General features: G+C 73.2%; 13 protein-coding genes. 7 read left to right on the forward strand and 6 right to left on the reverse strand.

All coding sequences use genetic code 11. From position 1 onward, the window contains the following. Positions 1 to 48: 48 nt before the first annotated feature. Positions 49 to 1,059 carry a Gfo/Idh/MocA family oxidoreductase gene (locus tag SCK26_RS26505; RefSeq protein WP_318203833.1) on the reverse strand — a complete coding sequence of 337 codons (1,011 nt, stop codon included), beginning with the start codon at positions 1,057 to 1,059 and terminating at the stop codon, positions 49 to 51. 163 nt (positions 1,060 to 1,222) lie between these two features. Here SCK26_RS26505 and SCK26_RS26510 point away from each other — a divergent pair, with 163 nt between their 5' ends. The 5 genes from SCK26_RS26510 (at position 1,223) to SCK26_RS26530 (ending at position 6,209) form a co-directional block, all read left to right on the forward strand. Beyond that, complete coding sequence (locus tag SCK26_RS26510) at positions 1,223 to 2,530, forward strand: multidrug effflux MFS transporter (protein ID WP_318203834.1); 1,308 nt, start codon at positions 1,223 to 1,225, stop codon at positions 2,528 to 2,530. Then, positions 2,470 to 3,651: a serine hydrolase domain-containing protein gene (locus SCK26_RS26515; RefSeq protein WP_318203835.1), complete on the forward strand. Its 1,182-nt coding sequence runs from the start codon at positions 2,470 to 2,472 to the stop codon at positions 3,649 to 3,651. The genes SCK26_RS26510 and SCK26_RS26515 overlap by 61 nt, the downstream gene beginning before the upstream one ends. An 83-nt stretch (positions 3,652 to 3,734) precedes the next feature. Continuing rightward, a complete protein-coding gene (locus SCK26_RS26520) occupies positions 3,735 to 4,712 on the forward strand; it encodes a small ribosomal subunit Rsm22 family protein (protein WP_318203836.1) in 978 nt (325 codons plus the stop codon). Positions 4,713 to 4,742: 30 nt separating this feature from the next. Continuing rightward, entirely contained in the window at positions 4,743 to 5,357 is a 615-nt protein-coding gene (locus SCK26_RS26525) for a TetR/AcrR family transcriptional regulator (protein WP_318203837.1), read from the forward strand. A 114-nt stretch (positions 5,358 to 5,471) separates the two neighbouring features. Further along, positions 5,472 to 6,209, forward strand: coding sequence for a bifunctional DNA primase/polymerase (locus SCK26_RS26530; RefSeq protein ID WP_318203838.1), 738 nt, complete (start codon positions 5,472 to 5,474; stop codon positions 6,207 to 6,209). 40 nt (positions 6,210 to 6,249) lie between these two features. Here the strand turns inward: SCK26_RS26530 and SCK26_RS26535 are convergent, their stop codons facing one another. The 4 genes from SCK26_RS26535 to efeO are packed head-to-tail and all read right to left on the reverse strand — an operon-like array spanning position 6,250 to position 10,479. Beyond that, positions 6,250 to 7,242, reverse strand: a complete 993-nt coding sequence (locus SCK26_RS26535) for a hypothetical protein (RefSeq protein WP_318203839.1) — start codon at positions 7,240 to 7,242, stop codon at positions 6,250 to 6,252. Further along, positions 7,202 to 8,074: an iron uptake transporter permease EfeU gene (gene efeU / locus SCK26_RS26540; protein WP_318203840.1), complete on the reverse strand. Its 873-nt coding sequence runs from the start codon at positions 8,072 to 8,074 to the stop codon at positions 7,202 to 7,204. Before efeU ends, SCK26_RS26535 begins: the two co-directional genes overlap by 41 nt. 3 nt (positions 8,075 to 8,077) lie before the next feature. After that, entirely contained in the window at positions 8,078 to 9,328 is a 1,251-nt protein-coding gene (efeB, locus tag SCK26_RS26545; protein ID WP_318203841.1) for an iron uptake transporter deferrochelatase/peroxidase subunit, read from the reverse strand. Between the two features lie 14 nt (positions 9,329 to 9,342). Continuing rightward, complete coding sequence (gene efeO, locus SCK26_RS26550; protein WP_318203842.1) at positions 9,343 to 10,479, reverse strand: iron uptake system protein EfeO; 1,137 nt, start codon at positions 10,477 to 10,479, stop codon at positions 9,343 to 9,345. A gap of 226 nt (positions 10,480 to 10,705) precedes the next feature. On the opposite strand from efeO, the gene SCK26_RS26555 reads away from it, so the two are divergent. Together SCK26_RS26555 and SCK26_RS26560 are read left to right on the forward strand one after the other, a co-directional pair. Next, positions 10,706 to 11,350: a PhzF family phenazine biosynthesis protein gene (locus tag SCK26_RS26555; protein ID WP_318203843.1), complete on the forward strand. Its 645-nt coding sequence runs from the start codon at positions 10,706 to 10,708 to the stop codon at positions 11,348 to 11,350. A gap of 114 nt (positions 11,351 to 11,464) precedes the next feature. Beyond that, a complete protein-coding gene (locus SCK26_RS26560; protein ID WP_318203844.1) occupies positions 11,465 to 11,665 on the forward strand; it encodes a hypothetical protein in 201 nt (66 codons plus the stop codon). A gap of 80 nt (positions 11,666 to 11,745) precedes the next feature. Here the strand turns inward: SCK26_RS26560 and map are convergent, their stop codons facing one another. Then, positions 11,746 to 12,603 carry a type I methionyl aminopeptidase gene (gene map, locus SCK26_RS26565; RefSeq protein WP_318203845.1) on the reverse strand — a complete coding sequence of 286 codons (858 nt, stop codon included), beginning with the start codon at positions 12,601 to 12,603 and terminating at the stop codon, positions 11,746 to 11,748. Positions 12,604 to 12,627: the final 24 nt, after the last annotated feature.

Genomic DNA, 12,627 nt, shown 5'->3' on the forward strand with positions numbered 1-12,627 from the left:
AAACGGCCACCGCAGCCGCCGCACGGTCAGACACCCAACGCCGCACGGTCAGACACCCAACGCCGCGTCCCCGGGATACCGCACCCCGACCCGCTCCCGCACCGCGTCCATCGTGCGCATCACCGCGAGCGTCCCCTCCAGCGGCACCAGCGGCGACTCCTTCTCGCCCGCCCGCAGCGCCCGCATGACCTCCAGCGCCTCGTGCCGCATGCTGGTGCGCGGCCCGTCGACGGGATCGGCGGCGAACTCCTCCGGGTCCCGGCCCTCCCGGTGCAGCACGAACCGCTCCGGGTGGAAGAACCCGGAGGGCACGTCGATCCGCCCGCGCGTGCCGGTGACCGACGCGGTGTTCGCCGTAGCGCCGGTGATCGAGCAGTGCAGCGCGGCCAGCGCGCCGCTCTCCCAGGACAGCACGGCCCCCGTCTGGAGGTCGACACCCTCGGGCGAGAGCACCGCGCTCGCGGCGATCGAGTCCGGCTCGCCCAGCAGCAACTGCGCGAACGACACCGGGTACACCCCGAGGTCCAGCAGCGCCCCGCCGCCCAGCGCCGGGTCCCGCAGCCGGTGCGCGGCGGGGAACGGCCCGGCGATCCCGAAGTCCGCCTGCACGGTGCGCACCTCGCCGATCGCCCCGTCCGCCACCAGCGCCTTGAGCCGCCGGACCAGCGGATTGCAGTACATCCACATCGCCTCCATCAGGAAGCGGCCGTGCTCCCGGGCCAGCGCGACCAGTTCCTCCGCCTCGCGCAGGTTCAGCGTGAACGGCTTCTCGCACAGCACGTTCCGGCCCGCCGCCAGGCACAGCCCGGCCGCCGCGCGGTGCGCCGAGTGCGGGGTGGCGACGTAGACGACGTCCACGTCCTCGTCGGCGGCCAGCGACTCCCAGTCGCCGTACGCCCGCTCCGCCCCGAACCGCTCGGCGAACGCCTCGGCCGGCTCCCGCCGGCGCGAGGCCACCGCCACGATCTCCGCGTCCGGGAGATCGACCAGATCCGCCGCGAACGCCGCCGCGATCCCGCCGGTCGCCAGGATCCCCCACCGCACGCTCTGCTCCGCCATCGCCGCCCCGCCCTCGCTCGTGTGTGCCTCGGCAGTCTGTACGAGCTGAGAGCATAGGTGCCGGTCGGGCCGCCGACACCGATGTCCGTGACACCGATGTCCGCGACACCGGTGCCGGCGATCCCGACGGCACCGGGACCCGAGACACGGACAGGAGGGGCAGATGCCGGAGCACGCGGCGACACCGACGCCGGAACAGGACCACCAGTGCGCCGCGCCGCCTCCGCCGGCCGCCGCCCCGGGCCGCACCGGCACCCTCGTCACCCTCCTGCTCGGCGCGCTCACCGCGACCACCCCGCTCGCGATGGACATGTACCTGCCCTCGCTGCCGGAGGTCACCCGCTCCCTGGACGCCCCCGCCGTCACCGTCCAGCTCACCCTGACCGCGTGCATGGCCGGACTCGCGCTGGGCCAGCTGATCGTCGGCCCGCTCAGCGACCGCTGGGGCCGCCGCCGTCCGCTGCTCACCGGACTCGTCGTCTACCTGGCCGCCACCGCCCTGTGCGCCCTCGCGCCCACCGTCGAGACGCTGATCGCGTTCCGGCTGGCGCAGGGCCTGGCCGGCGCGGCCGGGGTGGTCATCGCCCGGGCCGTCGTACGCGACCTGTACGACGGTGTCGCCATGGCCCGCTTCTTCTCCACCCTGATGCTGATCTCCGGGGCCGCGCCCATCGTGGCGCCGCTCGTCGGCGGGCAGATCCTGCGGGTGACGGACTGGCGGGGCGTGTTCGTGGTGCTCACGGTGATCGGCGCGCTGCTCACCGCGCTGGTCTGGCTGCGGCTGCCGGAGACCCTGCCCCCGGCCGAACGGCACCGCGGCGGAACCGGCGAGGCCCTGCGCGCCATGCGCTCTCTCCTCGCCGACCCGCCCTTCACCGGCTACATGCTCGCCGGCGGCTTCGCCTTCGCCGCGCTGTTCGCCTACATAGCGGCCTCCCCGTTCGTCATCCAGGAGATCTACGGCGCCTCCCCGCAGACCTTCAGCCTGCTGTTCGGCCTGAACTCCGTCGGCCTGGTGATCGCCGGGCAGGTCAACGGCAAGCTGCTGGTCGGCCGGGTCGGCCTGGACAAGGTGCTCGCGGCCGGCCTGGCGGTGATCGTGCTCGCCGCGACCGCCCTGCTGCTGATGGCCACCGGTGTCCTCGGCGACACCGGGCTCGTGCCGGTCGCCGCCGCCCTGTTCGTCCTGATGTCCGCGATGGGCATCACCCTGCCCAACGCCCAGTCCCTCGCCCTGCTGCGGGTCCGGCACGCCGCCGGCTCCGCCTCCGCGCTGCTCGGCACCTCCTCCTTCCTCGTCGGCGCGGTGGCCTCCCCGCTCGTCGGCGTCGCCGGAGAGCGCACCGCCGTGCCCATGGCCGTGGTCCAGCTGGCCGGAGCACTGGTCGCGGCGGCCTGCTTCATGGGAATGTGCCGTCCCTGGACGACACGGGAGACCGCCCGTGCGCGCGCGGAGGGAGACGCGAGCTGAGCGCACCGAGACTGCGCGCCGGCACACCGGAACGAGCCGGGCTCGACCCCGTCGGGCTCGGGCACCTGGTCGCCGGGGTGCACGCCCTCACCGCCGGTGAGCGGCCCTGGGCGGCCGGCGCCGTCGTGCTGGCCGGCCGCGGACCCGTGATCGCCGTGGCCGAGGCCGCCGGCTGGGCGGTCCGCTACGCCGGCTACGACCCCAGGACCGGCACCGGCGTCGAACTGCCGCCTCCCGCCCGCGTCCCGGCCACCGTCGACACCCGCTTCGACCTGGCCTCCCTCACCAAGCTGTTCACATCGGTCGCCGCCGTGCAGCAGATCGAGCGCGGCACCCTCGGCATCGACGCCCGGATCGGCGACTACCTGCCCGACTTCCACGCCGCCGCCGAACACGGCGTCACGGTACGGCAGTTGCTCACCCACACCTCCGGGCTGCGCCCGGAACTGCCGCTGTACGACTGCCCGGACGACGCGACACGGCTGGACCTGCTGCGCGCCGAGGCACCGACGGGACCGCCGGGCACGTACCGGTACTCGGACCTGAACATGCTGCTGCTCCAGTCCGTCCTGGAGCGGATCACCGGCCGCACGCTGGACGTCCTGGTACGGGACGGCATCACCCGGCCGCTCGGCATGACCGCCACCGGCTTCGGGCCCTGTCCCGGCGCGGCGGCCACCGAGGACCAGCGGCGGCCGTGGGCCAAGGCCGAGCGGGGGATGCTGCGGGGCGTGGTCCACGACGAGAACGCCTGGGCGCTCGGCGGGGTCGCCGGACACGCGGGCCTGTTCTCCACCGCACCCGACCTGGCCGTCTTCTGCCGCACCCTGCTCGCCGGCGGCTCCTACGGCCCCGCGCGCATCCTCGGCCCCGACTACGTGGAGCTGCTGTTCACCCCGCCCGGACTGGGCTTCGCGCTGGACCAGCCGTGGTTCATGGGCGAGCTGGCGGGGCGCGGCGCGGCGGGCCACACCGGCTTCACCGGCACGTCCCTGGTCCTGGACCCGGCCACCGACACCTTCCTGATCCTCCTGGCCAACACGGTCCACCCCCGCCGCCGGCCGCCCGACAGCGCCCCGAGGGCAAGCCTGGCGACGAGCCTGGCGAGAGCGGTGGTCTAGCCCGGCCGGGACGGCGCCTTCCGGGCGGCGGAACCAGGCGGGCGGGCGGCGGAGGAGGGTGCCGGGCGCCGTAGAATCGCGGGGTGAACGACCCCCTCCGCACGGCCCTGGCCGACCTGCTGGACGGCCTGCCCCCCAAGGAGGTGGCCGCCGCCGTCGACCGCCTGATCGCCAACTACCGCGGCGACACCCCCACCCACGCGCCGATCCTGCGCGACCGCGCCGACGTGGCCGCCTACGCCGCCTACCGCATGCCGGCCACCTTCGAGGCGGTCCGCTCCGCCCTCGCCGCCCTCGCCGACGCCGTCCCCGGCTGGACCCCCGCTCGCCACACCGACGTCGGCGGCGGCACCGGCGCCGCCACCTGGGCCGTCCAGAGCACCTGGCCCGGCGAGCGCGGCGTCACCGTGCTGGACTGGGCCGAACCCGCCCTCGCCCTCGGCCGCCGACTCGCCGCCGCCCACCCGGCCCTGAAGGACGCCCGCTGGCAGCGCGCCCGGATCGGCGCCGACCTCACGCTGGACGACACCGACCTGGTCACGGTGTCGTACGTGCTCAACGAACTCGCCGCCGCCGACCGCGCCGCCCTCGTCGACGCCGCCGCCCGCGCCGCGCGGACCGTCGTGATCGTCGAGGCCGGCACCCCGGCGGGCTACGACCGCGTCATCGAGGCCCGCGACCGGCTCGTCCGGGCCGGCTTCCGGATCGCCGCGCCCTGCCCGCACAGCGCCGCCTGCCCGATCGTGCCCGGCACCGACTGGTGCCACTTCTCCGCCCGGGTCGGCCGCTCCTCCCTGCACCGCCAGGTCAAGGGCGGCTCACTGGCGTACGAGGACGAGAAGTTCTCCTACGTCGCCGCCACCCGGCTGCCCGCCGAACCGGCCCCCGCCCGGGTCGTCCGGCGCCCGCAGATCCGCAAGGGCCAGGTGCTGCTCGACCTGTGCGAGGCCGACGAGCGGCTGCGCCGCAGCACGGTCACCAAGCGCCACGGCGACCTGTACCGGGCCGCCCGGGACGCCGACTGGGGCGACGCCTGGCCGCCGGACGACTCCGCGTCGTAGCCCGCGCCGCCGGCTTGTTACTTTCGGTCCATGGTCAGCAAGCCCGCCCCCGACGCCACCCGCCGCAGCGAGAAGTCCCGCCGGGCGATCTACGCCGCCGCCCTCTCCCTGGTCGCGGAGGTCGGCTACCCGAAGACCACCGTGGAGGCCATCGCCGCCCGCGCCGGGGTCGGCAAGCAGACCATCTACCGCTGGTGGTCCGCCAAGGCGGACGTCCTGCTGGAGGCCTTCCTGGACCTCGCCGAGCAGGCGGCCCGCGCCGCCGGGCACGAGACGGCCGCCATCCCGGACACCGGCGACCTGGCCGCCGACCTCAAGGCGGTGCTGCGGGCCACGGTGGACGAGCTGCTCGACCCGCGCTTCGACGCGCCGGCGCGGGCACTGACCGCGGAGGGCGTCGTCAACGAACAGCTCGGCCGCGTCTTCGTCACCAGGCTCCTCGAACCCCAGCTCCAGCTGTACGTCGCCCGGCTGCGCTCCGCACAGGACGCCGGGCACGTACGGCCCGACGTCGATCCCCGGATCGCCCTGGAACTGTTCGTCTCGCCGCTCGCGCAACGCTGGCTCCAGCACACCGGACCGATCAGCTACGACTACACGGACACCCTGGTCGACTACGCGCTGTACGGCCTCGCGCCGCGCTGACGAACCGACCCGTACCGGTGACAGCCGGCTTCCCGCCCACCGCGACCCCCCGGAGCACGCGAAGATGGGACGATAAGGCATGCTGTCCGCTACACCAGCGAGGCGAGGGGATAGATGAGCGGGACGTTCGGCGGCCGGCCCGGCCGGCAGGGCAAACTCTCCCAGTGGCTGCGCGGACGCCGCCCGAAGGAGGGCGCCGCCGACGGCGGCGGCCGTGAGGCCCTGCTGCTCGCCGCCGCCGGCGCGGGTCTGCCGCTCGCCCCGGCCGCGCACCCCGCGCCCGGCTACCGCTGCTCCTGCGACCGCGTCGGCTGTCCCACCCCGGCCCGGCACCCGGTGTCGTTCGCCTGGCAGACGCAGTCCACCACCGACCGCGCCCAGATCGAGCGCTGGGCCCGGCACCAGCCGCAGGCGAACTTCATCACCGCCACCGGCATGGTGCACGACGTGCTGGACGTGCCGCTGGAGGCCGGCCGGGAGGCCCTGGAGCGGCTGCTCGGCGCCGGGATCGAGGTCGGCCCGGTCGCCGAGAGCGACGACGGCCGCATGCTGTTCTTCACCCTCACCCGGGGCACCCCGGAGGACGAGGACGAGTGGTGGCCCTGCGAGCTGGACTGCCACCCCGAGACGATGGACGAGCATCCGGGCCTGCGCTGGCACTGCCGGGGCTCCTACGTCCTCGTGCCGCCCGCCCGGCTGCCCGGCGACGACGGCCAGCGGGTGCGCTGGGTGCGCGGCCCGGAGCACGCGCTGCCCGACCCGCTGAGCCTGCTGGAGGTGCTCACCGACACCTGCGCCCGGCACGGCGTCGAGGCCGACCACCCGGGCGCGGCCTGGCCCCTGCGCCACTGACCGGCGCCCGGGCCGGCGCTCCCGGCCGGCCCGCCGGGCTTCAGCCGCCCTGCGCGGACGTCAGTCCCTGCACCCGTCCGAGCATCCGCACCGGGCCGCCGCCGGCCGGGTCGAGCACGACCTCGTTGGCGACGGACTCCATCGTCAGGGACTGCTTCACCTCGCCCTCGATCAGGGCCCGCACGTCCTTGTTGGGCACCGGCACGGTGGCGCCGGTGTAGGCGGTCCGCTTCTCGTAGTGGTGCGTGGTGAAGAACACCAGCGCACCGCCGTCCGTGGTGCGCAGCGCGAGCGGCGCGTAGGCGCCGTGGGTGAGGGGCTCGTCGATGAACTGCCGGACCAGGCCGGGTTTCTCGGCCTCTTTCCTGCGGTCCGCGCGCAGCCCGCTGGTGAACCGGCCGTCGGCGAAGGTCTTCCCGCCGTTCTTCAGATAGGCCGCGTACGTCTTGCTCAACGCGTCGGGCCGGACGGCCAGCTCGCCGGCGTTGGCGGGCACGGCCTCGGCCCAGCCGTCCTCGTCCTTCTCGAACTCCGGCAGGGTCCCGGGCGCCACGAGGGTCAGGTAGGCCACCTGCCACCGCTCGTCGAGGCCGTCGCGGGTGAACACCAGCACCCAGCGGGCGTCGCCGCCCTTGTTGCCCCGGGCGTCGGCGACGAACCAGCGGGGCCAGCCGGCCTTCTCCGGGATCGTGATCCGCACGTCCGTCAGGGTCAGCGGGGTGTGGCCCGGGTTCCCCGAGGGGTTGTTGACGTGCCCGGCCTTCAGCCGGGCGGAGTCGATGTCGGCGAGGGCACCGGTGACGTAGGGGGCGTCCGCGGAGCTGTCGTAGGTCTTGTCGGCCTCGTTGTACGCGTCCGTGAACGCGGTGACCACCCTGGCGGCCTCGGCGCGGGTGGCGGCGGGCAGCACCTCGCGCTCCCCGTGCACCACCACGCACCCGCTCGCCGTCAGCGACAAAGCGGTCAGCGACGCCGCTATGAGTGCGTTCCGGTCACGCCTGCGAAGCCGCCGACGGCTGCGTTCCCTGGTCATCGGGCTCCTTCACCTTCCCCTTCCCGGAGGCGAACCCTACCGGGGAGAGGAACAGCGCGAGCACCGGGACCAGATACAGCGCCCACACCGTGATCTGGACGACCGTCGGATCCGGCTGGAAGTTGAACACGCCCTTCAGCAGCGTGCCGTACCAGCTGTCCGGCGGGATGGCACCGCTGATGTCGAACGCCAGGTCGTTCAGGCCCGGCACCCAGTCGGCCTCCTGGAGGTCGTGGAAGCCGTACGCCAGCACGCCCGCCGCGACCACGACCAGCATGCCGCCGGTCCAGGTGAAGAACTTCGCCAGGTTGATCCTCAGCGCGCCCCGGTAGAACAGCCAGCCCAGCAGCACCGCCGTGGCCAGGCCCAGGGCGACCCCGACCAGGGGGCGCGGCGTGCCGTCGGAGGCGGCGTGCACCGATGCCCACACGAAGAGCGCGGTCTCCAGGCCCTCCCGGCCCACGGCCAGGAACGCGGTGGCGACCAGCGCGCCGGTGCCGAGTCTGAGGGCCGCGTCCAGCTTGCCGTGCAGCTCCGACCGCAGGTTGCGGGCGGTGCGCCGCATCCAGAACACCATCCAGGTCACCAGGCCCACGGCGACGATGGACAGCGAGCCGCCGAGGGCCTCCTGCGCCTGGAAGGTCAGCTCCTGCGAGCCGAACTCCAGGGCGCAGCCGAAGCCCATGGCGATGGCGATCGCGACACCGATGCCGGCCCAGATCGGCTTGATCGCGTCCCGGCGGCCGGTCTTGACCAGATAGGCGATGAGGATGCAGACGACGAGCGACGCCTCCAGTCCCTCGCGCAGGCCGATCAGGTAGTTGGAGAACACGGGCTACGCCTCCTTCGAGAACAGCGTCCGGCCCCACCAGTCGCCGGAGGTGCGGACGCCGGGCGGGACCGCGAAGACCGCCGAACCCACGTGCTGGATGTACTCGTTGAGCGCGTCGTGCGCCGACAGCTTGCGCTGGAGCGGGATGAAGCCCTTGCGCACGTCCCGCTGGTAGGCGAGGAAGAACAGGCCCGCGTCGAGCCGGCCGAGGCCGTCGGTGCCGTCGGTGAAGGAGTAGCCCCGGCGCAGGATGGTGATCCCGCCGTTGGAGTCCGGGTGCGCGAGCCGGACGTGCGCGTCCGGCTTCATCGCCTTCAGGAACGGCTCGTCGTGCTCCTTGGCCTTGCCGACCGGGGCGCCCTCGCGCTTGTCCCGGCCGAAGACGTCCTCCTGCTCCTGGAGCGAGGTGCGGTCCCAGGTCTCGATGTTCATCCGGATCCGCCGGGCGACCAGGTACGACCCTCCGGTCATCCACTTCGGTCCGTCGTCCTCGCCGACCCAGACGTGCTTGTCCAGCCGGTCGGTCTCGGTGCCCGCGATGTTGCGGGTGCCGTCCTTGAAGCCGAAGAGGTTGCGCGGGGTCATCGCGCCCGGGGTGGTGGAGGAGGTCTTGCCGAAGCCGAGCTGGGACCAGCGCACGGCCACCTTGCCGAAGCCGATGCGGGCGAGGTTGCGGATGGCGTGCACGGCGACCTGCGGGTCGTCGGCGCACGCCTGGATGCACAGGTCGCCGCCGGTGCGGGAGCGCTCCAGGTTGTCGCCGGGGAACCTGGGCAGGTCGACCAGGGCCTCGGGCCGCTCGTCCGCCAGCCCGAACCGGTCGAACAGCGACGGTCCGAACCCGATGGTCAGCGTCAGCCGGGACGGCCGGAGCCCGAGCGCCTCGCCGGTGTCGTCCGGCGGGGCCTCGGCGAGTCCGCCGTAGGCGCCCTCGCCGACCGGCTCTCCGGCGGTCATCCGGCGGGCCGCCGCCGTCCAGTCCTTGAGCAGCCGGACGAACGCCTCGCGGTCGTCGGTCTTGACGTCGAAGGCGGCGAAGTGCAGCCGGTCCTGCACCGGGGTGGCGATGCCGGCCTGGTGGGCGCCGTGGAACTCCACCGCGCCGCCCGTGCCGTCGGCCACCGGGTCCATGTCGTCGCCGGACCGGGCCATCGCCACGGCCCCGCCGGCCGCGGCGGCGCCGAGCGCGAGCCCGGCACCGCCCCAGCCGATCAGCGCCCGGCGCGACGGAGTGCTCCCCTGGGTTTCGGTCATCGCCCTTCCCCTGCTTACTTCACGACCGCGGCGGCGAGCTTGGACAGCGGCTCGGCGAGCGCGTTCACCGCGTCCGACAGCTCCTTGCGCTGGTCCTTGCCGACCTTGTCGTAGGAGACGAAGTCGTACGACGTCTTGTCCGAGCGGTACTTGTCCAGCAGCGCGTCCAGCGCGGCGAACTGCTTGTCCAGTTCCTTCGTCAACGCCGGGTCGTTCTTCGCGGCGACCGGCTTCAGCAGCTCGTAGGCCTTCTGCGCGCCCTCGACGTTGCCCTTGAAGTCGACGAGGTCGGTGTGGGCGTAGCGGTCCTCCTCGCCGGTGACCTTGCCGGTGGCGACCTCGTCCAGCAGCTCCTTGGCGCCGTTGGCCATGGAGGTCGGGGTGATCTCGGCCTTGCCGACGCGGCTCTGCCAGTCCTTGAGGTCCGTGATCAGCCGGCCGGCGAGCGCCTTCTCCTCGGCGCCGATCTTCTTGTCGTGCCAGAGGGCCTTCTCCAGCCGGTGCCAGCCGGTCCACTTCTGGCCGGCCTCCAGGCCGTCCTCGCGGACGTCCACCTTCGGGTCGATGTCACCGAAGGACTCCGCGACCGGCTCGGTGCGCTCCCAGCCCAGCCGGGACAGGCCGTACGCCTTCTTCGCCGCCTCAAGGTCGCCGTCCTTGACCGCCTTCGCGAACGCCTCCGCCTTCGGCAGCGTCTCGTCGGCCTGGTCCTGGGCGTACATGCGGTACCGGGCGACGGCGGTGTCCAGCTTCGGGTCGCGCCCGGCGGCGGAGCCCGCGCCGGTCACGGTCAGCTTCTGCCGGACGCCGTGGCCCTTCATGCCGGGCCGGCAGGCGATCTCGTAGGAGCCGGCCTTCACCTCGGCGGTGAGCGTGTACTTGGTGCCCGGCCCGATGTTCTCCTTCTCGGAGACGATCCGGTCGTCCGGGAAGAGGATCTCGACCTCGGTCGCCCTGGAGCCCTTGTTCTCTATCTTCAGCGTGACCTGGCCGGCCGGTACGGACTTGCTGGAGGTGTCGCACGTGGAGTCGGCCGCGGTGACCTGGATGGCGTCACCGTCCTTGGCGTCGCTCTTCGAGGTGCAGGCCGAAAGGGCGGTCAGAGCGGCCACGGTCGCGGCGGCGATGACGGTCGGTCGGACGGCTCGCATGCAGGCTCCAAGCGCATTCTCGTATGGTGAGGCTGCCCTAACTTACCCGAGGCTTACCTCACCCGTACCCGTGCGGTCGGTGATTCACCTCTCACACAGGGCGCACGGGCGGCGCACGGACACGGCTTCGTTGCGATGCCCCAAAGCAGGCATCACAGCAAGGCAAAGGAAAGGTCAAAGCGGCCGGTGCGGGCCCCGGACGGCGCCGTGGTGCTTGAATGCCGGGGTGACCGACTACGACGTACTCCGCGTCTTCTGCGGCCCGGACGGCGGATACGGCAACGAACTGGGTGTCGTCCGCGACGGCTCGGTGCTGCCCGGGCGGGACGACCGGCAGGCACTGGCCGGCAAGCTCGGCTTCAGCGAGACCGTGTTCGTGGACGACCCCGAGCGCGGCGTCATCGACATCTACACGCCCACCTCGCGCCTGCCGTTCGCCGGGCACCCCTGCGTGGGCACCGCCTGGCTGCTCGACGTGCCCGAACTCCGCACGCCCGCCGGTGTCGTCGGAGCCCGGCAGGACGGCGAGTTCAGCTGGATCGAGGCCCGCGCCGAGTGGGCGCCGCCGCGCACCCTGCGCCGCTGTCGGAGCGCCGCCGAGGTGGACGCGCTTGCCGTACCGCCGAAGGGGGAGTGGATCTACGCCTGGGCCTGGGAGGACGAGGCGGCCGGCCGGATTCGCGCCCGCGCATTCCCGGGCCGGGACGACGGTATCGAGGAGGACGAGGCCACCGGTGCGGCCGCGCTGCTGCTCACCGACCGGCTGGGCCGGGCGCTGAACATCACCCAGGGCCGGGGCTCGCAGATCCTGACCGCGCCCCAGCCGCACGGCTGGATCGAGGTCGGCGGCCGGGTCCGTCTGGAGCGCTGACGCGCGCGGGTGGCCGGGTGACGGCCCGCGCGTCCGTCCGGGTGGAAGCGCGTGTGCGCGCGCGGGGGAGCGGGGACCTCTGGCGTGACCACTCCGCCTCCCGAGAGGAGCACCATGCGCATCAGATCCGTCCTGGCCGCGACCGTTCTCGCCGTCGCCCTGGCCGGCGCCGGCGCGTCGACGGCAGCCGCCGGCAGCCATGATGACCACAAGGACGACGACAAGGCCGTCTGCAGCCCGTACTTCGGCGGGATCGTCTCGCTGGAGAACAAGATCTTCTGGGGCGGCGCCCACTGCGGCCACTACCTGCGCTGACGCGGACCCGGGTCTCCCTGCCGCATCCGGCGAGGGAGACCCGGTCGGTCCGGAGCCGGCCTCGGTGGCGGGCGGACGCCTCAGGGGAGGGTCAGGATGTCCGCGCCGGTGTCGGTGACGACGAGCGTGTGCTCGAACTGGGCGGTGCGCCTGCGGTCCTTCGTCACGACCGTCCAGCCGTCGTCCCACATGTCGTACTCGTGCGTGCCCAGCGTCAGCATCGGCTCGATCGTGAACGTCATCCCCGGCTGCATCACCGTCGTCGCGTGCGGACTGTCGTAGTGCGGGACGATCAGCCCGGAGTGGAACGCCGAGCTGATGCCGTGCCCGGTGAAGTCCCGTACGACGCCATAGCCGAAGCGCTTGGCGTACGACTCGATGACCCGGCCGATGACATTGATCTGCCGGCCCGGCCGCACCGCCTTGATCGCCCGGTTGAGCGCCTCCCGGGTGCGCTCCACCAGCAGCCGGGACTCCTCGTCCACGTCGCCGACGAGATAGGTGGCGTTGTTGTCGCCGTGCACCCCGCCGATGTACGCGGTCACGTCCAGGTTGACGATGTCGCCGTCCCTGAGCACCGTCGAGTCCGGGATGCCGTGGCAGATGACCTCGTTGACGGACGTGCACAGCGACTTCGGGAAGCCGCGGTAACCGAGCGTGGACGGGTACGCCCCGTGGTCGCACATGTAGTCGTGGGCGACCTTGTCCAGCTGGTCCGTGGTCACCCCCGGCGCGATGATCTTCGCCGCCTCCTCCATCGCCTGCGCGGCGATGCGGCCGGCGGTCCGCATCGCCTCGATGGTCTCCGGGGTCTGCACCTCCGGCCCGGTGTACGGCGCCGGCGCGGGCTTGCCGACGTACTCGGGCCGGCGGATGTTTCCGGGAACCGAACGGGTGGGAGACAGCTCCCCTGGGACGAGCAGCGACTGGCCAGACATGCCAGCGAGTCTAACCAGCGGCCA

The sequence above is a fragment of the Streptomyces sp. SCL15-4 genome, from assembly GCF_033366695.1.
Lineage (GTDB): Bacteria > Actinomycetota > Actinomycetes > Streptomycetales > Streptomycetaceae > Streptomyces.